The following is a 20,015-nucleotide window of genomic DNA, read 5'->3' as shown; positions in this document are numbered from 1 at the left end:
GAGCGGACGCTCAATCCCAACCGCGAAGCTGGACGCGGACGCGCCGCACGAGCAGCTCCCACTCCTGGCGTTTCAACGTCGTGAGGACACGTCCCCCAATGAGGGTGAGCCCTGTGAGTGTCATCACGAGGAAGCCGACGCGGTGGTCTTTCAACCCGGCGTCGAGCAGCGTGGCCGCGACGTCCAGGGTGAGAAACAGCGTGCCCAAGGCGAGGTATGCGCGAATCTGGAACACCATTCCCGCCACCACGCCCAGCAGGCACACCCCTCCGAAGACGAGCGCGTACATGCCGTCGGGCGACTGGCCCACCTGGACCGCCATCTTCGCGGCCGCCGGCACGTACAACAGCAGGCCGCCGAGAATCCGCACGGTGTTGCGCGCGGCCTGCGGCAGGCTCCCCGAGAAAAGCTGACCGAGCATCAGCAACAAGAGGCCCAGGGGCGCCAGATAGATTTCCAGGCCCTCCAGGCCAAACGCCAGCGCGGCGATGAGCAGCGCGAAGTTGCACGCCGCCGCCGCGAACGCGCCAAACAACCGGCTGCGCTCCACCGCGCCCAGCGTCGCGTACAGCAGCCCCGAGCCCCCCGCGAGCAGCGCCGCTTCTCGCGTCGCCTCGCCCGGCAACATCAACGCCACGCCCAGGGGCAGCAGCGCGGCGAAACGCCGCGTGGCCGCCTCCACGGGCTGTACGCCCGCCCGTCTCGCCAGCACCGTCACGCCCACCAAGATGAACCCCAGCGCCAACGCGAACAGTGCGTCGTGCTCGGCGCGCAGGCCCGGTGCATACAGATTGCGCACCAGGACATAGGCGCCCACGACCGAGAGCTGCACGAAGTAGACGTGCCGCCCGGTGTGCTGACTCCAGGCGCAGTGCAGCGCCACCAGCACCAGGATTCCCATGGAGGCAATGGCCCGCGGCAGGGCCTCTTCCGAGGCGAAGCCCCCCATGGCCAGGACCGCCAGCATCACCCCGCTGACCACCATCCCCGTGTCGCGCCCCCAGGACAGGCCGCCCGCGACGTCTGCCCGGCGCCTGCGTGCCCACGCCTGCGCGACATGGAGGACCACCACGCCCACCGCCGCGGCCAGGGCCAGGGCCGCGCCGTGAGCACGGAAGAGCGGGCCATAGCGCAACCAAGGCCCGGTCAGGCTCGCCTGAATCGACAGGAAGGCCATGAGCGAGGCGACGAACGTGGCGCCCAGCATCCAAGCGCCCAGCGTCGCGACGAGCGAAGCGAGCGTGCCCTTCCACTGGAACGCCGCCACGAACAGCGATGCGGCGATGAGCGCCATCGTCACCGGCAACGCGGGGGAGACCATCCAGGTGCCCCCCAGGCTCATGCCCGCCTCCGCCAGGAGGTTGAGCGCGGCGAGCGTCGACGACGACGTGCCGTTCGTCGCCAGCGCGTACACCGTCGCGGCCAGCGCATAGATGGCCGTGGCCTGATGGATGCGAACGCGAGCCGCGCTCTCCGAAAGTCCCCTGCGCCGGACGAGCCACGGCCCCAGGCTCACCACCGCGAGCCCCACCAGCGCGAACACCGGCCCGGGCCACATCTCGAAGATGCCCACACGGTGCGCCAAGGCATGGACGAGCAAGAGGATGCTCGCGCCCAGGACGAGACGCCCCTGCGCCTTCGCTCCGCCGACGAACAGCACCAGCCCTGTCGCGAGGACGAGGCCCGCCGCGGTGAGCCCGGGTTGAAAGAGCGCCGCGAGGAAGACGAGGCCCACGCTGATGCCAGCATGGTGTCGCAAGAGCTGCTGGAAACGTTCGGGCAGCCCTCGAAGCGACGCGGCGGCATAGACGAGCCCGGCGGCGGAGATCCCCGCGAAGGCCCGCTGCCACAGCAGGAACACGGAGTCTCCGGGCGCCAGCCAGGCGCCATCCTGGAGCCAGTGCAAGGACTCGGCGCCCGTGCGCACCCACTCGCCTTCCAAAGGCCGCAGCGACACGAGCCGAGGCCCGAGCAGGGACTGCCTCGCGGCCCAGAGCGCCGCGCCCGCATGCCCGAGGTAAAGCCCCATGCTCGCGAGGCGCACCGACCGGGCGGACACCGCGAGCAGCCCCATCAACACCGCGGGGCCCAACAACATCAGCGGCGGAATGATGCCCAGCGCCCGGGAAGGCGTGGGCAACCCGACCAGGACCGCGCCTTTCAGAAGCACGCAGACCAGCACGGCCACGCCGACGTGGGGAACCCAGTGGTAGACCTTGCCGTGACGCGGTCGCTCCAACTGCTTTGCGACCCATGGGCCGAAGCGCCGTGTCGCCAACGCGAGCCCCCAGAGCGCGATGCCGACGAGCGGGAGCCGCAGGGCGACGACATCCGGTGGCGACGGACGGCCCGCGCGGTTCACCAGGGCCGTGAGCGCGATGAGCCCTCCCAGCAAAGCGAGCGTCACCACCGAGCCTCGCAACCGGCAAGCCACGAAGCCGCGGGAGACAAAGGCCACGAGCACGGTCAGGAGCAACAACCCACACGCGAGCAGCCCGGTGGCGCGCTCGGCATCCGTGGGCCGGGACAGCCAGCCCGTGAGCGTGAAGGCCGCGATGAGGAGTTGCACCAACGCCGCCGTGGCGAAGCCGTCCGTGAAGAGCGGCATCCCCTGCGCTCCCAGCGGCAACCGGAAGAGGTCGACCATCTTCCGGCCCTCAGGCCTGGGGGCTGGAGTGCCCGTGGCATCCGCCGGCGGGGGCGTACGGCCACGCAACGCCGAGAAGACAGCGAAGCCCAGCGACAGTGACGCCGCGACCAGGGCCGCTCGCGGGGACGAGAAGTCCGACACCGTGCCCATCACCTGGGACACGGTGAGCGCCATCCCCGAGGCCGCCAGGAACGCGACGAGCCGGCTCCCATCGCGCCGGACCCGCAGCAACAGCCACGTGGTGACCACGGCCGTGGGAAGCGCGGCGAGCACGCCTCCAGGAAGGCCCCCTGCCGACACGAGGAACCCCGGAGCCACGGGGGCGGCGTCCACGACCATGATGACGCCCGCCGCCGCCAGACAGAGCGACAGGTCGTCCAGGGGGAGCAGCCCGTCCCGCCGTGACGCGGGCTGAGCCCAGGCCGCCTGCACGAGCCCCACGGCGCCATAGAGCCCGCTCATCAGCGCGAAGACGGCCAGCGGCGCCCAGCGCCCCTCCAACCCAGGGGTCCCCGTGGCGAAGGCGAGCACACCGAAGAGCAGGCCCACGCCGCCCAGGTAGTGAAGACCTCGCCAGCGCCAGCCCCCCGCGAGGTGCGCGCCCCCCGCGATGACCAGCCCCGTCAGCACCCTGGCCCAGGGAGCGTCAGCGAGGCCGAAATGGCTCACCAGGGGCAGCGACGCCAGCGACCCGACGATGCTCCATGCGAGCAACCGGATGCGCAGCCCCGGCGAGGCACTCCACCGCGCCAGGAGCATCAACCCCGACGCCGCCACCGTGCCGCCCAACACCCACCACCCCGGGTCCGCGGGAGCCTGCGTGCGTGCGACCAGGGCGCCGCCGAGGAGCGCCGTCAACGCCACGAGGTGGACCAAGGCCCGCCGGCGCGGCTCCAACAGGAAGAAGACTCCCGCCGCGACGCCTGGCGCGAGCGCCGAAGCGAAGTCGACCTGGAAGTCATCTCCCGCCGCGACGGAGAACGCGCCGAGCGCCCCCGCGAGCGCGCCGCTGGCCAGCACCGCGTAGGCCACCACTTCGAGCACCGGGCTCGCGCGAGGATGTGCCTCGCGCATGGAATCGGTGGTCGCGGACACGGCGATGACAACCGCCAGGGCCTGGGCCCACAACGTGAGGCCCGCGAACAGCGGGCTGCCCGGCTCCAGCGCGTCGAAGCCCGACGGCGCGCTCGCCACGCAGAAGACAGCGAGCCACAGCGCGCCATAGAGCGCGGCGCTCGCGCTCACGAGCGCAGTGCTCCCCGACGTCGTCTTGCGCGCGCGCCATGCCGTGGCCGCCAGGGCCACCACGCCCACGCCGGCGCAGAGCGCGCGCGACCACGGCGCGTCGTCGAGCGACATCAACGGAAGCCCGGCGAACAGGGAAGGCAGGAGCGCCACCGCCAGCGCCGTGGCGGAGGTGCCATGCAGCAGCCTTCCCGCCGACCTCAGCGGCACCATGCCCAGCGCGGCGACACCGAGCGCCACCGCGACACCGAGCCCCGATGACAGCTCGAACAGCGACGACATCGCGATGAAGGCCACGGGAAGCAACGCGAGGCCGATGCCCGAAAGGACGCGCCCCACCGGCATCGAGCGGCGGGACAAGAACACGCCGAGCCCGACGAACCCCGCGTGGTAGCCCCACAACGCGCCCGTGACGAGCAACTGCCGAGGAACGCCGCCGAGCGCATTCCAGGCCTCGCGCACGCCCATCAGCGAGCCGCCCAGCACCAACACCGCGCCCAGAAACCACCAGATGAACTCCTGGAACCGGGGCGTGCTCTCCGGCCGTGCGTCGAGCGCCACGACGGCCTCGAGCCCTCCGCTGAGCGGACCCGAGACATCCCTGGCGAAGAACGCCTCGCCGGAGCCCAGCGCCGCGCCCAGGTCATCCTCGCCCGCCTCTGAATCCCCTTCCCGTGGGCCTCGGCGTCCGCGCGCCTTCTGCGCCCGCTCCGCCTTCGCGGCTTCGTCCAACGAGCGCGCGAGCGCCGCGCCCCAGCCCCACAGGCGCCAGCCACTCCCTTCGCGAAGGGAGGTCGAGAGCCCATCAGCCCAGGCCTCCGCGCGGGTGGCCGAATCCACGGTGGAGATCACCACTGCGTCGGCGGAATCCAGCGTGGACGCCGGCTCCTCGGGCGCTACGCCGCCGCCGTCGTTCGACTCCGGAGCGAGGGACAGGGTGAGCCGCGTCGCCGTATCGACATCAATGAGCGCGCGGGCCTGCCAGCCTTCGATGTGTCGCCGCAGCGACTCCTTCACGAGCGCTTCGAGATGGAGTTCGGTGGCGGGGACGAGCGGCGCCCCACACTCCGGGCACGTGGCGGCCGTGGCCACGTCGCGGAGCCGCGCACAGACTTGGCAGATCATGATGCGTCAGCATATCCCCAACGCACCCCGAACGCGCACTCAGCGCGCCTTGTAGCGAAACGCCCCGGCCCCCACGCGACGCCGCTTCTCCAACTGCTCGGGCGTGAGCTCATCCCCGCTTTCAATCTCCTGCTGGCTGAAGATGACGTCGAGCAGCTCCAGCGCCTGGCGGTTCTGGAGACGCTCCCGAGCCACGGCCACCTGCGCGAGATAACGGCTTTCCCATTCCTGCTCGGTCCCTGACGGCAGAGCGTCCTGGCGCATATGCGCCAGGAGGGACAACTCCGCGAGCAGGCCCAACCGGGCGTATTCATCTTCGGGCGTGAGACGCAGGACCTGCTCGAAATGGTGGATGGCGCGCACCGTCTCGTATTGCTCCGCCAGGCAGCGTGCGAGAACGAAGTGCCCCAAGGCGCGCAGGTTCGCGGGCTCGGACTGAGGCGCGGGCTCCAGGACGGGCCCCAAGGTCTCGATACACGCCTGGATGCCTGGCGGATGGTGGCCGAAGCGGCCCTGACGGTAGCTCCGGACGCCGCGGATGAGTGTCTCGGAGAATGACCCCGCCGCGGCGACAGGCCACCCCAACCGGCCCTTCCCCGCGTCACGGGCGAACGGCAACTCCGCCTCCGCCGGCAGATGGATGACGACGTTGTCTCCCTCCTGCACGTCCTTCAGGTGTCGAGGTGCGTTGAGCAGGATGCCCAGGAAGGAGTCACTCGCCGCGTCGTGGGCGATGACGGTCACCCACATCACCTCGTTGTGCATGGGGTCGTTCGACTCGGGATGCTGGAAGAAGGCCTGGATGTCGTCGGCGGCCTCCTCGTGAAAGCGCCCCTCCATCCGGGGATGCCCCCGCCACGCGGCGATGCGGACCGCATCCTCCTCCGCCCAGACCACCCACTCCCGATCCCAAGGTGAGCCCGCCGGCGACGACGTCTCGACAGCGGATGACGGCGTGTGGGCACAGCCAAAGACTCCCAGGAAGGAGACGAGAAGACCTACGGCGACGAATCGAAAGGACATGCGACTCCCTACGGGAGGAACGCCAGCTCAATGCCAGGGCACCTCATCTGCGATGTTTGTTCGAGCGACAACGCCCTCGCAAGGACAAACATCGAAACGACCTGCCCTCGCGGCTCAAATCCAGTTGTGCCACAGTGGCATGCCTTCCCTACACCCCAGGAGTTCAAACCATGAAGCGACTTCTCTTGCCCGCCGCAGCCCTGTGCATCGCAACGTTGCTGGGCTGCGGGGACGCCGTGAACACCGAGTTTCGCATCGAGCGTCAGGATGATGGCGCAATGACGCTGCATCACGATGGGGTGGTGCAGGACTGCACGTCCGGCGTGATGACGGACCCGTCCGGTGTTCGTGTGGACGTTTCGGCCCAGTCATGCTGGAGCTGCTACGACTGTGTGATTCATTCGGACGGCTCGTTCTCATGCGGGAACTGCTCCCCGTGCGCACGCCCCACCTCGAACATGTAACTCCGGACGGGCCTCCGGCACGAGCGCGTCTCGTGCCGGAGGCCGCGGCATCACCGAGCATGGAGACTCCTGCTGCCGTGAGACGCCAGGGCCTTGTCAGAAGCGCAGATGCGGGCTGAGCACCACCGTCGGCCCCGCCCCCGTACAGATGTTGTCATGGGGCCGGGTGTTGATGTCACAGCTTTGGAAATACCCGGCCAAGGTGAGGCCTAGCAGGCCATGGATTCGGAACTCCAGGCCGCCGCCCGCGGCCAGGGCCAGGTGCGAGTTGGTGTATTGGTAGGGGGGATGCGAGTCCGTGTTGATCTTGCTAGAGGTGCTGCGTCCCACGCGCAGTGCCACCCAGGGCGAGACGCGCCGGTCCCGGAAGAAACGGTAGCGAGCCTCTCCAGCAATCCCCCGGAACGAAGCCCACGGGCGCTCCCGGGGTTCGTCTTGCGTGGACGTGACCGAATCCACGGCCAGGGTTGTCCTGAATCTGCGTCCCCACTGCAACGCGAGCCCGACCTCCAGGCCCAGGGGCGTCTCCACGAGCAGGTGGGCGCTCAGAAGTGCGCCACGCGTGTTTTCGTTCCTGCCAGCGAAAAGACCTCCTCCGCCAGAGAGCAGCAGCCCCCACCCTGGCGACGGCAATGGCTCCGCGCTCGCAAGCACAGGTAACAGTTGGCTGAGCAATAGGGCTAACGGCATCCAGCGCACAGGCATCGATTCAATCCCCCTGGGACACGCACACCGGCCCGAGCGCGGGGCGAACATACCCCAAGGCGGCGCTGAGCGGGCACCGTGACAACGTGAGCGAATTCGCGTCGCCAAGATCGATGGCGACGGGTTTCACCAGCCGGTGGGGATGCCTCCGTCGACAACACGCCGGGATGTTTGACGTCTCAATGCACCGCCCCCCGCAATCAATCTCACCCCACCCGGTGTCAGAAACACACCATTTACAATACGTGAAAACCCCCATACACAGCGCGCGTCCCCAAATCGGGGACAACTCGCAATGAGGGGGAAGTCATGAAGAAGTTCAATACGTTGGGAGTTGTGGGTCTGCTGTCTCTGGCGGTCGTGGGTTGCGGTGGGGAGTACACGCCGGAGGAAGAGCAGGCGATGCAGCAGCCGGAGCTGGGGGATGTGGCGCAGGCCGCTGAGTCCGCCTACGTCGACGCGGGGCAGACGCGGGACTTTTCGGCGTGGCTGTTTGGCACCACCCCGTTCACCATCGAGAACCCGTCGTCCGTTGCAACGCCGTACACCGCCTACTGCGGCGGCAACAGCCTCAGTGGCACCGTCCCCGCCAACGGTTCGCACAACAACATGAACCTCAACTGCGCGTGGCTCGGTGCGCGGCTGTACGTGCGTAACAATGGCACGTCGGTCGGCGTCCAGAAGCTCCTCGTCCGCACCTGGTAAGCCGTCGAACCCAGCCGCACCGCCATCCGGATGGCGTCATCGGGGAACCCTCTGCAGGGGGTTCCCCTTTTCATTGTGCGCGGGCCCTTGACTGAACGTGCTTTCAGGCCCACGGTAGGCGTGTGAAGGCACGCCCCATCGACAATCCGCCCAACCCGTGGGCGAGCACCGCGGTGGAGTACCTGGACGAAATCCCACCGTCGAAGCTGGAGGTCCTCGAGGACCACAGCCGACAGGTGCTGTCACACAACGACAGCCCGGACGTGGGCTTCAACTGGAGCGTCAACCCGTACCGGGGCTGTCTCCACGCCTGCGCGTACTGCTACGCGCGGCCCACGCACCAGTACCTGGACCTGGGCGCGGGCACCGACTTCGAAACGAAGCTGGTGGTGAAGCCCCGCGCGCCGGAGCTGCTGCGCGAGGCCTTCGAGAAACCCTCCTGGAAGGGCGAGACGGTCGTCTTCAGCGGCGTCACCGACTGCTACCAGCCGCTGGAGGCGTCCCTGCGCCTGACGCGCGGCTGCCTGGAGGTCTGCGCGGAGTACCGCAACCCGGTGGGCATCATCACCAAGGGCGTGCTCGTGGAGCGCGACCTGGACGTGCTCCAGCGGCTCGCACGCGACGCGCGCCTGTGGGTGAGCATCAGCCTCCCCTTCCACAACGCGGAGCTGGCCCGGGCCATGGAGCCCTACGTCGCCTCCCCCCAGCGGAGGCTGCTCACCATCCAGCGGCTCACCGAGGCCGGCATCGACGTGGCGGTGTCGGTGGCGCCCATCATCCCCGGCCTCAACGACGAGGACATCCACCGCGTGCTGGCCGCGGCGAAAGAGGCCGGCGCGAAACGCGCGCACCACACCCTGGTGCGACTGCCCGGGCCAGTGAAGGACGTCTTCGCGGAGCGCCTGCGCGCGAAGCTGCCGCTGCGCGCCGAGCGCGTGCTCCACCGCATCCGCGAAACGCGCGGCGGCGAGCTCAACGACAGCCGCTTCAAACACCGGATGCGCGGGGACGGCCTCTACGCGGAGACCATCCACCGCCTCTTCGACGCGGCGGCCCGGAAGGTGGGCCTGCGCGCGTCGTGGGTCACCGAAACGGCCCCGGACACCTTCCGGCGCCCGGAGCGGAAGCCGCCGCCCACACCCCAGCTTAGCCTCTTCTGAGCAGGGGCGCGGCGGCGGGCGTCATTTCCGGATGGCCTGGACGATGCTGATGAGGATGACGGAGCCCACCGTCGCCACCAGCAGCGACCAGAGGTTGAAGCCCGTCACACCCGAGCCGCCCATCAGGTTGAAGATGAAACCACCCAGCATGCTCCCGACGATGCCGGTGGCGATGTTGGCGAACAGGCCCATGCGCGCGTTGGTGCCCTTGATGATGCTGGCCAGCCAACCCGCGATTCCGCCCAGTATCAGCCACGAACAGATTCCCATGACGACCTCCTTCGAACCCTCCGGTTGCTATCAGACCTCCCGCCCACGTGCAGCGGCGGCCGTCACCCTTGCCTACGAACGGGCGCCCGCCCCATTGCACCCGGCCTCCTGAAACGACGACGCCCCGTGCCTCGACCAGGAGACACGGGGCGCCCACGGCGCGTCAGGCGCGCGCGTCACTCAGTCCTTGCCGAGCATCCCGTCGCGCAGGCTGCCATCCACCGGGTTCTTCCCGACGAAGACGGAGAAGAGCGCGTCGGAGAAGTCCTTGCCCTCGACGGAGATTTCCTTGCCCGTCTTGCTGGACACCTGCGTGCCCTTGCCGGGGATGTACGTGAGGATGAGCTCGTCACCACTCTTCACGTCCGGGATGGCCGCGTTGAAGGTGTCCAGCTTGGGCTGGAGCTCCGCGAGCTTGCTGCCCGCGTTCTTCTTGAAGCCGTCACCAATGGCCTCGACGATGGTCTTCTTGTCCAGGTCGCGCAGCATGTACATGCGCACGCGCTTGATCTGATCGGAGCTGATGATGGCCGCGCCGTCCTTCGACGGCGTCTCCAGGTAGAGCCCCGCGGTGTAGACCTTGAACACCACCTTCTTGCGCAAGCCCACGCCGTTGAGCTTCAGCTCCTTGCCGTCAACGGTGGCCGTTTCCGGGTACTTCACCCCCGCGACATCCTTGGCGAAGGCCGGGACGGCGAGCAGCAGGGACAGCGCGACAGTGGTCAGCGTCGTTTTCATGAATCCTCCGGGTGTGGGTAATCCGTGCGATTGGACGCAGCCTAGCCGCGTGTCTTCACGAAGTGGTCCATGAAGGACACCAAGGTCCTCACATTCTCCACGCTCACCGCGTTGTACATGGAAACGCGGATTCCTCCGGCCGTGCGGTGCCCCTTGAGCCCCACCATTCCTTGCTGCTTTGCGTCAGCGACGAAGGCCGCATCCAACGCTTCGGAGGGGAGCTGGAAGACGACGTTCATCACTGAACGGGAATCGCGCTCCACCGGTCCGCGGAAGAAGTCCGCGTGCCGGTCGATGGCACCATAGAGCAGCGCGGCTTTTTCCCGATTCCACTCCTCCAGCCGCGCGAGGCCGCCCACGGACTCCACCCAGGCCAGCACGTTGCGCACCAGGTAGATCGCGAGGGTGGGCGGCGTGTTGTAGAGCGAGTTGTTCTCCGCGTGCGTGCTGTAGCGGAAGATTTTCGGGATGTCCTTGCGACCGCGAGCGATGAACGCCTTGTCCGCCACCACCAGCGTGACGCCCGACGGCCCGAGGTTCTTCTGCGCGCCCGCGTAGATGAGCCCGAAGCGGCTGACGTCGATGCCCTTCCACAGGAAGTCCGAGCTCATGTCCGCCACCAGCGGCACGCCGCCCACGTCCGGGAACGTGTGCCACTGCGTGCCGAAGAGGGTGTTGTTGCTGGTGAGGTGGACGTACGCGGCGTTCGGGTCCAGGCGCAGCTCGTCCTGGCGCGGCACGCGCGTGTAGCGCTTGTCGGGCTGCGCCGTGCTCACCGCGACGCGCGGCGTGCCGTAATACTTCGCCTCGTCGAACGCCTTCTCGCTCCACACCCCCGTCATGAGGTAGTCGGCGGAGGTGCCCGGAGACAGGAAGTTCATTGGCACCTGGGCGAACTGCTGGGAAGCGCCTCCGGTGAGGAAGAGGACCTGGTGGGTGTCGGGAATGCCCAACAGCCGGGTCAACAAGGAGATGGCTTCCTCGTGAACGGCTTCGTATTCCCGGCCGCGGTGGCTGTGCTCCATCACCGACATGCCGGAGCCCTGGAAGTCGAGCAGCTCGTCGCGAGCGCGCTCGAGGGCGGGCAGTGGCAGACCGGCCGGGCCGGCGTTGAAGTTGATGATGCGCATGGCAGTGTCCCTTTTTGAAATGAACGGCCGCGGAGACATTCTTCCCCCAGCGCCCCCCTCGGTGCCAGCGAGAAGAAGGCTGCCTGCCTGCTTCCGGGGAAGCGGCGGCGCCCACCGGTGCTGTGGCCGGAGGCTGTTCGCGGGGGTCTGGAGGACAGGTGGGTGCGTCGGAGGGACTGACGGAGTGGGTACGGCGGGCATCGCTGGGGCAGGCGTCTGCCTTCAGCGAGCTCTACCGGCGCACGCGTCCACAGGTGGCGCGGCTGGTGGGGGGCTTCGCTCCACTGGACCCGGATGAGGTGGAAGACGTCATCCAGGAGACGTTCGTCCGGGCATTCCGGGCGCTCCCTCGGCTGAAGGAGCCCGGGGCCTTCGAGTCATGGCTGCTGTCCATTGCCCGCAACCGGGCCCGGACGCGACTGGAGCGGAAGTCGAACACCCGGCGGCTGGAGGAGGACGTGGCGGACCCGGAGCCGGAGACGGTCCCCCACCTTCCCGAGGCCCTCCAACTGGAGCGCGACATCGAGGTGGTGCGGCAGCTCATCGCGGAGCTGCCGGAGGGCGAAGAGAAACGGACGGTGCACCTCTTCTACATTGAGGGTGAACTGTCCGCGCGGGAGATTGCCGAGAAGCTGGGCGTGGGAAAAAGCGCGGTGACGATGCGGCTGGAGCGGTTCCGGTCTCGCATCAAGCGCGAGCTGCTGCGGCGAGTCCTCGCCGGCCGGTGGGAGTGAGTCCTCATGAGACACCTGGATGACGGCGCGATGCTCGCCCTGGCCCACCGGGACGCCGAAACCGTGAGGTACTTCGCGGAGCACCTGGCCCACCCGTGCGACACCTGCGAGGCGTTCCTCGCCGCCCACGCGGGCCCGGGGCTGCTCGACGGACAGGTGGATGCGCTGCTTCTGGGACTGGCCCCTCGCGCGGCCGCGGAGGCGCCGCTGGACGAGGTGGGCCTGGCCCGGGTGCGCCGCGCGCTGCACACCCAGCGGCCCGGCCTCCGGCGCTGGGGCCTGGTGGCGGGAGGCCTCGCGGCCTGTGTCCTCGCCCTGGTCCTGCTCCCGCGCATGCGGGTGGCCAGCTCGGAGGATTCGTCCGCGAACTGGACGGGACAGAAGGGCGGCGCGGCGCGCATCGCGCTGGAGCTGTCCGTGGTGGCGCGCGACCAGAGTGGAGGGCTCCGGCGCCTGGACCCGAGCGGCCCGGTGCTGGACTCGGACGTGCTGCTGCTGCGCTACCACGCCACCGAAGCGGGCACCGCCCTCCTCTTCGAACAACGGGAGGGCGAACGTCCGGAGCTGCTGGGCGAGTTCCCGCTGGTGGCGGGAACGCACGACCTGCAAGGGCCTCAGGGCCTGGCGGGCGTGAGCCTCGCGGGAGAAACCGGGCCGGTGACGCTGTGGCTGGTCGGGTCCGCGGGACGGCCGCCTCCGGCGGAGGCCGTCAGGGAACTGTTGGAGGGCGAAAACCCGGCGTGGGAGCGCTCCGAACTGGCCATCATCCGGTTCGACGTGCGGGTCCGAAGCGGCCAGAATCGTCCCTGAACGGTTCCTCGTGAGGCGACTCCTTCCCATCCTCCTGACGTGCCTGGTCGCGTGCGCGGCGCCCTCTTCGGGTGTGAAGGGCGGCATGGTGCCGCTCAAGCTCGATGAGTCCGCGCTGTCCAGCGCCTATCAGCCGCGCCGGATGGCCCTGCTGGTGGGCATCGCCTCGTTCGACGACCCCCGCTGGCAGGGGCTGCGCTACACCGGCAAGGACGCGAGGGACCTCGGCGCGGCGCTCAAGGACCCGGCGCGCGGCAAGTTCGACCAGGTGCGCGTGCTCACGCGCCGCGAGGACACCACACGCGAGGCCATCCTCGCCGCGCTCCGGCAGCTCAAGAAGGAAGCGAACCGGCCCGACGACGTGGTGGTCGTCTACTTCTCCGCGCACGGCACGCTGGCGCGCGACGCGAAGGGCGAGCTGCGGCGCTACCTCGTCACGCGGGACGCGTCGTACCGCAACATCCCCCAGACGGCGCTGAGCATGGACGCGCTGAAGGCGGAGTTCGACGGGCTGGCCAGCCGCAGGCGCATGCTGGTGCTGGCCACGTGCCACAGCGGCAGCGGCAAGTCCCTGCTGCCCAAGGAGCTGAAGGCGGAGCTGGCGGGCATCAAGGCCGGCTTCTACGCACGCCCCCTGGAGGAGTCGTCGCGCGCGTCCATGGTGTTCGCCGCCTGCGACTGGGGGGAGACGGCGCGCGAGGACGAGGGCCTGCGCAACGACATCTACACCCACTTCCTCATCGACGGCTTGAGCGGCGCCGCGGACCGCAACGGCGACGGCGCCGTCACCGCCACCGAGGCCCATGACCACGCACGCCGCCGCACCTTCGCCTTCACGGAAGGACGACAGCGTCCGTCGGCGGAAATCCTGGAGGTGGGCGCGGACCCGGTGGTGCTCTCCGGCAGCATCACCCGGACCGGCCGCCCGGAGCTGTTCTCCTACAACCCGCGCCTGGACGGCTTCACGTTGAAGGTGGACGGCGAGCCGCGCACCGAGCTGCCCGGTGGCGCCGCGGTGACGCCCGGCAAGCGCACGGTGGAGCTGACCAAGGGCGACTCGCTGCTCATGCGGCGCGACGTGGACGTGGCCGTGGGCGACCGGCTGCCCCTGGAGCGGCTGCTGGCGGAGGCCTTCCCACGGCGCTCCCTGTCGCTGCTGGGCGGGATGTTCTCCTTCGTGGACGCGAACAGCCGCGCCGAATTGCTGCCCGTGGCCCCCGAGGTGGCGCTGTCCCTGCGCTTGGAGGACCAACCACTCCAGGACTTCGCCCTGCTCTTCGACGCGGCCTTCAGCACCGGCAGACGGGAGCTGCGTCTCACCCCGTCGAGCGAGGTGCCGTTCCGCTACACCACGTTCTCCGCGGGCGCCGCCCTGCCCTACCTCTGGCGTTGGGAGCGGCTGACGCTGTTCGCGGGGCCGCGTGTGGCCGGCCTGTACCTGGGGCGGTCCTTTGACGTAGAGGCAGCCACCCGAGGGCAGCGGTATTTCACCGTCAGCCCCGGCGTGGTGGGCGGAATCGTGTGGCGCGTGGGTGAGCGGCTGGAGCTGATGTCCCAGGCGCAGCTCATGTTGACGTATGTCGTCGTGGACGGGCAGGGGCAGGCCGTGGGTTTCACGGGTGGATGGGCCGGCGCGGGATACCGCTTCTGATGCGCTCGATGTTTCAAATCGCCTGGACCGCCCTGCTGCTGTCAGGTGTCGTGGCCTGCGGCAACCTGGAGAACGCGCCCTTCCGCGTGGGCACCGTGCATGGGCAGCTCACGGAGAGCGACGCGTCCGTGGCCATGGTGTCCCTGGTGGACCAGCCCGGCATGAGCAGCCATGTGGAAGAGGATGGCCGCTTCACGCTGGAGAACGTCCCCGCGGGCCCCGCCGAGCTGTTCATCGTCGCCACCGCCGACAAGGCCGCGCGCGTCCGCGTGGACGTGATGGGCGGCCAGGCCATCCAGGTGCAACCGGTGGCGCCCACGCCCGCGGGCTTCTTCGACATGCGGGTGAAGACGACCAACGGCTTTCGCCTGTCGGCGGCCGAGGTCTCCGTGGAGGGCACCCCCTTCCAGCGCCTCCTGCTGGACGCGAAGGGCCGGCTGCGCGTGGGCCCCCTGCCAGACGGCTGCTACACGGTGAATGTGTCGGCCACGGGCTTCCCGGCCACCCGCGCCGAGGCCTGCGCGGGACCGGGTGAGCGCAAGGAGCTCAAGGTCGACCTGGAGGTGGACGAGGAGCTCCTCAACCTGGGTTGCGAGGAGGTCGGCTGCGAGGAGGGGCTGGTGTGCGCTCCCAACTCGAAGTGCCTCGAATGCTTCGGCAACTCGCACTGCGCCCCGGGCCTGTCGTGCAGGGGCAACCGCTGCGAAGGACCTGGTCCGCTCTGCGCGCCGTGCACCGGCGACTGGCAATGCGCCCCCGGGAGCCACTGCGAAGTCCTGCCCGAAGGCACCGCCGCCTGCGTTGCCCGGTGCAGCTCCGACGACGATGGCCGCCCCGCGGCCCATGCCGCGCCAGACGAGGATTGCGCGGCCCACTGCGCGCCGGGATTCACGTGCCAGACGGGGCGGTGCCTGCCGGATGCCGCGCGCTTCGCGGGTTGCCATGCCGTGCGCAGGCTCGACACGCCCTGCACCAGCAACGCGGGCTGCCACGAGCTGGGCCTGATGGAAGGCATCTGCCTCCGCGGCGCCTGCACGGTGACGTGTTCGACCGACAGCGACTGCCCAAGCCAACGCCGCTGTGGGACTTCGCCGGCGGGCCGCGTCTGCCTGCCAAGGATGTAACGCCGTGGCACATCGCGCCACCTCGAAGCTGCGGCTCGTCCTGGTGGCCCTCTGTGCCGTTTCGGTGTGGGGTTGTGAGCCGCGGCGACGTCCGCCCCCAGTCTCCCCCACCAACACCGCCCCGCATCTGTCGCTCCACGTCACCTCGGACATCACCGCGCTGCGCGTGGGCCAGCCCGTGGACGTCGAGGCCGTCGTCGAGGACGCGGAAGATGGCGCCGCGCTGAACGCGAGCGTGCTGTGGGTGACGTCCGTCGAGGGCCAGCTCGCTCGCGGCGCGCGGGCCACCCTCGTCTTCCAGGAGCCGGGTGAGCAACTGCTGACGGCGTCCGTCATGGACACCGGCGGGCTGGCCGCCAGCGCGTCCCTGGCCTTGAACGTCCGCGCGAGGGGCGCCCCCGTGGCCACCGTGGCGCGGCCCGCGCCGGGCAGCGTGTTCAACCTGGGCGAGGTGCTGGGGCTGGAATGCGTGGCGCTGACGGAGCAGGGCGTGCGCCTGAGAGGCCGCGCGGTGCAGTGGGCCTCCGTCCTGTCCGGCCCGCTGCCCGCGGGTGACGTGGTGCGGGCGACGCTGTCCGTCGCGGGAGAGGACACGCTCCGCTGCACCGCGGTGGACCCGGACACCGGCGTCTCCGCCTCCGCCACCGTGCGCGTCACGGTGCGCGCCACCCGGGCCCCCACCGTGCGCATCACCCAGCCCGAGTCCCACGAGGTCTTCGTGAAGCAGGGCGAGGCCCCACCGCATGGCGCGGCCGTCCGCTTCCACGCCACCGCCCAGGACTTCCAAGCCGAAGGCGGCCCGGGAAACCTGGACGACGTCGTGGAGTGGGCGCTGGCACCCTCCGGCCGGCTCCTGGGGCGAGGCCCGGCGCTGACGCACACCTTCACCACGCCCGGGGACTACGCGGTGACGGCGCGCGTGGTCGACGGACAGGGATACGCCGCGGTGGACAGCGTGCGGGTGCGGCTGGTCACCAACCTCCCGCCGCGCTGTGAGATGGAGCTGCCCACCAGCGAAAGCCCCCGGCTGCGGCAAGGCGTTCCGAGCACGCTGCGCGCGACCTGCGTCGACCCGGAGACGGAGCGGTGGCTGGCCCCCATCTGGACCACCAACGTGGAGCCCACGCCCCTGGGCGCGGGAGAGACAATCAACGCGGTGCTGTCCGTGGCGGGCGCCCAGGTGCTGTCCGCCTGCGCGGTGGACCCCGAGGACCCCTCACTGCGAGGCTGCGTGGAGCGGCCCGTGCGCGTCATCGTCAACACGTCACCCAACGACTGCGCCATCCAGTCCCCGCTGCCCGATGCGGTCCTGAACGCGGGCGTGCCGCTTTTGCTGGTGGGCTCCGCGGCGGACGCCGAGGACGCTCGGGCGAGCCTGCGCTACACGTGGGTGTCCTCCCGGGACGGCGCGCTGGCCCAGGGCCCGAACACGTCCACGAAGCGCCTGTCCATGCCGGGACGCCATGTGCTGACGCTCACCGCGACGGACCCGTGGGGCCTCGCCTGCGCCGCCACCGTGGCCGTGAATGTGAATGGCGCGCCCGAGGTGCGAATCGAGAGCGTGACGCAAGGCCTCCTCGATTGCAGCCGAGGCCCCTGCGTCGAGGGACAGGCCGTGCTGCTCACCGGCTCCGCCAGAGCAGCGGCCACCTCGAGCAGCATCACCGAGTTGAGCTGGCTCGACAATCTGTCGGGCCCCCTGCTCACCTTCACGGTGCCGCCGCTCCCCGCCGCGACGCTCTCCGTCCCGAGCTCCGGGCGACATACAACCGTCTTGACGGCCAGGGACTCACAAGGCGCGGTGGGCAGAGCCGCGACCTCCTTCACGGTGCTACCCCCTGGCCACTCGCAGTTGTTGAGCGCGGTGCCTGGCGCGCAGCGGCCCGTGGTCGCGATGGCGCTCACGGCCGACGGCCTCCGCTACGCGGACGGCGCATCGCCTTGGGTGTATGCGGCGTCCAGCACCGTCCCCCGGCTGGAGGTGGATGCGCCAGCGCGCTCGCTGTTCACCCTCCGAAACGGGGAGGATGAGACGCTGTTCGTCGGCACGGAGGGAGGCACCCTCCACCGCTGCGTGCGCGGCACCTGCACACGCCACGCGGGGGCGATGCTGAGCGCGGCCGTCACCGCCGTGGCCGCCTGGGCGACACCAGACGTGCTGCTGCTGGGCACCCGGCATGGGCTCGTCCTCACCCGCGCGAGCGACCCGTCGGCCGGAGGACGCGAGGGCACCGTCGGAGGGCGCCGCCTGCTGGAAGGCCGCGAGGTGCGGCAGCTCGTCATCTCCCCCGTGTCCACGCCGCTGCACGTGACGGCCTGGGCCGCCACCTCCGGAGGACTGGCGGAAATCACCTTCTGGGATGAAGAGGACTTTGAGCCCGGGCTCGCCACCGTCACGGTGGTGTTTCATACGCCGCCCGCCGTCCTCGACGATGACGTCCTGTCCGTCGCCGTGGGCCCCGAGGGACAGGTCTTCGTGGGCACGCGGATGGGGTTCAGCGCGCTGGGACAGCCCGGCCCCGCCCTGCGAGACGCGCCCTGGGGACTGCAGGATGAGGAGGTTCGCGCGCTCCACTTCGAACGGCAGCACCCCGGGGACGGCGTGTCCCGAGACATCCTCTGGGCCGGCACGAAGGGAGGGCTGGTGCGCTACGACTTGACGGCGGACATCGTCAGCCACTTCGGCGCGAACGAAGGCCTGCCAGACCCGGACGTGAGCACGCTGCACGTGGCGTCGGAGCAGCTTCGCTACGTGGGCACCGCCCAGGGCCTCGTGACGTCCCCCTGGCACTGAGCACGCGAAGGCGCGCGCTCACCCTTCTCCGTCGGTGGGCAGGAGCACCAGTCCCTCCCGGGCCTGAAGCATCACCGTCGCCCGCAGCTCCGCCTGGGACATCCCCGTGGCCGTCGACACCTCCGCCAGGGAGAGCCCCTCCACCGCCATCTTCAGCACCAGCAGCGCGGGCGACGTCGCGGCCATGAAGTACGTCTTCAACAGCCCCGGGTGCCGCCACAACAGCGCCAGCTCCGCCCCGGGCTCGGGCGCCGCGAGGGCGCCCCGCGCACGCACGTAGGCGCAGAGCTGGAAGTCGTGCTCCAACACCACCAGGGTGGGATTGGCCGTCAGTCGCGCCACGGACGTGGGGCTCGCGTCCTCGGCGGCGTACACCGCGAAGTCCGTCCACTCGAAGCGGGCCAGGGGCGCGGCGAAAGGCGCCAGTCCCAGCGAAGCCGTGGCGTCCGCGAGGAACGCGGGAAAGCCCTCGCACAGATGGTTGAGCTCGTGGTGCCGCGCGGGCCGGGTCCTCGTGAAGTCCCGCACCAGCGCGCCCCACGCATCCTGCCCCACCGCGTCGCGCGTCAACGGGAACACCTTCTCCAGCGCCGCGCGGACATGGCCACGCACGAAGTCCCCATAGAGCGAGACCCGCTCGCGCGGCGCGTCCCACTCCGGGTGCCGGGCGTACAGCGCGTCGAGCGACGCCGTCCCGGGCTCGGAGAGATAGGCCCCCATGCTGTCGAAGAACGCCCGCAGCGACGGCTTCATCGTCCCGGCGCCTCCCGCAGCACCGTGCGCGCCGCGTCCGCTTCGTCGAGCACCGCGTCCAGGGAAGGGATGTCCTGGTCCCATTCGATGAGCGTCGCGACGGGTCCGGTGCGCGCCAGCACATGGCGGTACAGCGACCAGACGTCGTCGCAAACCCGGTCTCCGTGAGTGTCCACGATGACGTCCGGGTAGCGCGTATGGCCCGCCAGGTGAATCTGCACCACGCGCTCCAGCGGCAGGGCGTCGATGAACGCGCGCGCGTCGTAGCCGTGGTTGAGCGCGTTGACGTAGACGTTGTTCACGTCCAGGAGCAGCCCACAGTCCGCCTGCTCGACGACGTGACGAAGGAAGTCCGCTTCCTGGAGCGTGCCGCCGGGCATGCGCGCGTAGTAGCTGGGGTTCTCCAACAGGAAGGGGCGCCCCACCCGGTCCATCACCTCGCGCACGCGGGGCACCACGTGCTCCACCGCCGCCTCGCTGAAGGGCAGCGGCAGCAGGTCATGCAGATACACACCGTCCAGCCGCGAATAGCAGAGGTGGTCCGAGAAGAAGGGCGCATCCACCCGCTTCACCAGGGCCGTCAGTCCGCGGACGTAGTCCTCATCCAGCGCGTCCGGTCCGCCGATGTTCAACCCCACGCCGTGGGGCAACACGGGCCAGCGCTCCTTGCAGGCCTCCACGGCCCGCTGCGAGCGCCCACCCAACGTCAGGAAGTTCTCCGGGATGATCTCCACCCAGTCGAGCGCGCGCTCCGTGCGCGGCAACTCACCGTAGAAACTCCTTCGCAGTCCAATGCCCGCTCCCAGCGGCTTCAACCCATGTCGCTGTGCATACGTCACGGCCACGGCGGGGAACCTCTCCAGGAGCAGGAAACAACCCGGGCGGCGGTGCGACGCTCCGACCGCCCGGAGCACTTCGGGCCCAGCGGAAGGAA

16 protein-coding genes are annotated in these 20,015 nt (G+C 69.8%); 8 read left to right on the top strand and 8 right to left on the bottom strand.

What is annotated here, in order from left to right:
* Positions 1-10 precede the first annotated feature (10 nt).
* Positions 11-5,020: a hypothetical protein gene (locus A176_RS09450; protein WP_002637570.1), complete on the bottom strand. Its 5,010-nt coding sequence runs from the start codon at positions 5,018-5,020 to the stop codon at positions 11-13.
* 39 nt (positions 5,021-5,059) lie between these two features.
* A complete protein-coding gene (locus A176_RS09445) occupies positions 5,060-6,043 on the bottom strand; it encodes a DUF2314 domain-containing protein (RefSeq protein ID WP_082282710.1) in 984 nt (327 codons plus the stop codon).
* Between the two features lie 170 nt (positions 6,044-6,213).
* On the opposite strand from A176_RS09445, the gene A176_RS09440 reads away from it, so the two are divergent.
* Positions 6,214-6,507, top strand: a complete 294-nt coding sequence (locus A176_RS09440) for a hypothetical protein (RefSeq protein ID WP_002637568.1) — start codon at positions 6,214-6,216, stop codon at positions 6,505-6,507.
* Between the two features lie 96 nt (positions 6,508-6,603).
* Here A176_RS09440 and A176_RS09435 read toward each other — a convergent pair whose 3' ends face one another.
* Positions 6,604-6,966 (bottom strand): hypothetical protein, encoded by a 363-nt coding sequence (locus A176_RS09435; protein ID WP_021781466.1) that lies wholly within the window; start codon positions 6,964-6,966, stop codon positions 6,604-6,606.
* A gap of 555 nt (positions 6,967-7,521) precedes the next feature.
* Between A176_RS09435 and A176_RS09430 the strand changes: the two genes are divergently transcribed.
* On the top strand, positions 7,522-7,917 hold the full coding sequence (locus A176_RS09430) for a hypothetical protein (protein WP_002637567.1): 396 nt from the start codon (positions 7,522-7,524) through the stop codon (positions 7,915-7,917).
* 122 nt (positions 7,918-8,039) lie between these two features.
* Positions 8,040-9,077 carry a PA0069 family radical SAM protein gene (locus tag A176_RS09425; protein ID WP_002637566.1) on the top strand — a complete coding sequence of 346 codons (1,038 nt, stop codon included), beginning with the start codon at positions 8,040-8,042 and terminating at the stop codon, positions 9,075-9,077.
* Between the two features lie 21 nt (positions 9,078-9,098).
* On the opposite strand, the gene A176_RS09420 is transcribed toward A176_RS09425, so the two are convergent.
* The 3 genes from A176_RS09420 to serC form a co-directional block, all read right to left on the bottom strand.
* A complete protein-coding gene (locus A176_RS09420) occupies positions 9,099-9,347 on the bottom strand; it encodes a GlsB/YeaQ/YmgE family stress response membrane protein (RefSeq protein ID WP_002637565.1) in 249 nt (82 codons plus the stop codon).
* A 180-nt stretch (positions 9,348-9,527) separates the two neighbouring features.
* Complete coding sequence (locus A176_RS09415) at positions 9,528-10,085, bottom strand: chalcone isomerase family protein (protein ID WP_002637564.1); 558 nt, start codon at positions 10,083-10,085, stop codon at positions 9,528-9,530.
* Positions 10,086-10,126: 41 nt separating this feature from the next.
* A complete protein-coding gene (gene serC / locus A176_RS09410) occupies positions 10,127-11,215 on the bottom strand; it encodes a 3-phosphoserine/phosphohydroxythreonine transaminase (RefSeq protein ID WP_002637563.1) in 1,089 nt (362 codons plus the stop codon).
* Between the two features lie 158 nt (positions 11,216-11,373).
* Between serC and A176_RS09405 the strand changes: the two genes are divergently transcribed.
* From A176_RS09405 to A176_RS09385, 5 genes are read left to right on the top strand one after another with little or no spacing between them, the layout of a single operon-like run.
* Positions 11,374-11,949: an RNA polymerase sigma factor gene (locus tag A176_RS09405; protein WP_002637562.1), complete on the top strand. Its 576-nt coding sequence runs from the start codon at positions 11,374-11,376 to the stop codon at positions 11,947-11,949.
* A gap of 6 nt (positions 11,950-11,955) precedes the next feature.
* Complete coding sequence (locus tag A176_RS09400; RefSeq protein WP_002637561.1) at positions 11,956-12,759, top strand: hypothetical protein; 804 nt, start codon at positions 11,956-11,958, stop codon at positions 12,757-12,759.
* Positions 12,760-12,769: 10 nt separating this feature from the next.
* The gene (locus A176_RS09395) at positions 12,770-14,410 is read left to right on the top strand and encodes a caspase family protein (RefSeq protein ID WP_021781467.1); all 1,641 of its coding nucleotides are present in this window, start codon (positions 12,770-12,772) and stop codon (positions 14,408-14,410) included.
* On the top strand, positions 14,410-15,534 hold the full coding sequence (locus tag A176_RS09390; protein ID WP_002637559.1) for a carboxypeptidase-like regulatory domain-containing protein: 1,125 nt from the start codon (positions 14,410-14,412) through the stop codon (positions 15,532-15,534). The genes A176_RS09395 and A176_RS09390 overlap by 1 nt, the downstream gene beginning before the upstream one ends.
* Positions 15,535-15,538: 4 nt before the next feature.
* Complete coding sequence (locus tag A176_RS09385; RefSeq protein WP_002637558.1) at positions 15,539-18,328, top strand: hypothetical protein; 2,790 nt, start codon at positions 15,539-15,541, stop codon at positions 18,326-18,328.
* An 18-nt stretch (positions 18,329-18,346) separates the two neighbouring features.
* On the opposite strand, the gene A176_RS09380 is transcribed toward A176_RS09385, so the two are convergent.
* The gene (locus tag A176_RS09380; RefSeq protein ID WP_002637557.1) at positions 18,347-19,081 is read right to left on the bottom strand and encodes an HvfC/BufC N-terminal domain-containing protein; all 735 of its coding nucleotides are present in this window, start codon (positions 19,079-19,081) and stop codon (positions 18,347-18,349) included.
* A complete protein-coding gene (gene bufB / locus A176_RS09375; protein WP_002637556.1) occupies positions 19,078-19,926 on the bottom strand; it encodes an MNIO family bufferin maturase in 849 nt (282 codons plus the stop codon). The genes A176_RS09380 and bufB overlap by 4 nt, the downstream gene beginning before the upstream one ends.
* Between the last annotated feature and the right edge of the window lie 89 nt (positions 19,927-20,015).

The sequence above is a fragment of the Myxococcus hansupus genome, from assembly GCF_000280925.3.
Lineage (GTDB): Bacteria > Myxococcota > Myxococcia > Myxococcales > Myxococcaceae > Myxococcus > Myxococcus hansupus.
Note: the sequence above shows the minus strand (reverse complement) of the source record. Positions and strands in the feature narration are given on the sequence as shown.

What these genes read in the sequence shown, in the direction of transcription:
- A176_RS09450 (WP_002637570.1), bottom strand. Translation starts at nt 5,020, where the DNA reads ATGATCTGCCAAGTCTGTGCGCGGCTCCGCGACGTGGCCACGGCCGCC.
- A176_RS09445 (WP_082282710.1), bottom strand. Translation starts at nt 6,043, where the DNA reads ATGTCCTTTCGATTCGTCGCCGTAGGTCTTCTCGTCTCCTTCCTGGGA.
- A176_RS09440 (WP_002637568.1), top strand. Translation starts at nt 6,214, where the DNA reads ATGAAGCGACTTCTCTTGCCCGCCGCAGCCCTGTGCATCGCAACGTTG.
- A176_RS09430 (WP_002637567.1), top strand. Translation starts at nt 7,522, where the DNA reads ATGAAGAAGTTCAATACGTTGGGAGTTGTGGGTCTGCTGTCTCTGGCG.
- A176_RS09420 (WP_002637565.1), bottom strand. Translation starts at nt 9,347, where the DNA reads ATGGGAATCTGTTCGTGGCTGATACTGGGCGGAATCGCGGGTTGGCTG.
- A176_RS09415 (WP_002637564.1), bottom strand. Translation starts at nt 10,085, where the DNA reads ATGAAAACGACGCTGACCACTGTCGCGCTGTCCCTGCTGCTCGCCGTC.
- serC (WP_002637563.1), bottom strand. Translation starts at nt 11,215, where the DNA reads ATGCGCATCATCAACTTCAACGCCGGCCCGGCCGGTCTGCCACTGCCC.
- A176_RS09400 (WP_002637561.1), top strand. Translation starts at nt 11,956, where the DNA reads ATGAGACACCTGGATGACGGCGCGATGCTCGCCCTGGCCCACCGGGAC.
- A176_RS09390 (WP_002637559.1), top strand. Translation starts at nt 14,410, where the DNA reads ATGCGCTCGATGTTTCAAATCGCCTGGACCGCCCTGCTGCTGTCAGGT.
- A176_RS09380 (WP_002637557.1), bottom strand. Translation starts at nt 19,081, where the DNA reads ATGAAGCCGTCGCTGCGGGCGTTCTTCGACAGCATGGGGGCCTATCTC.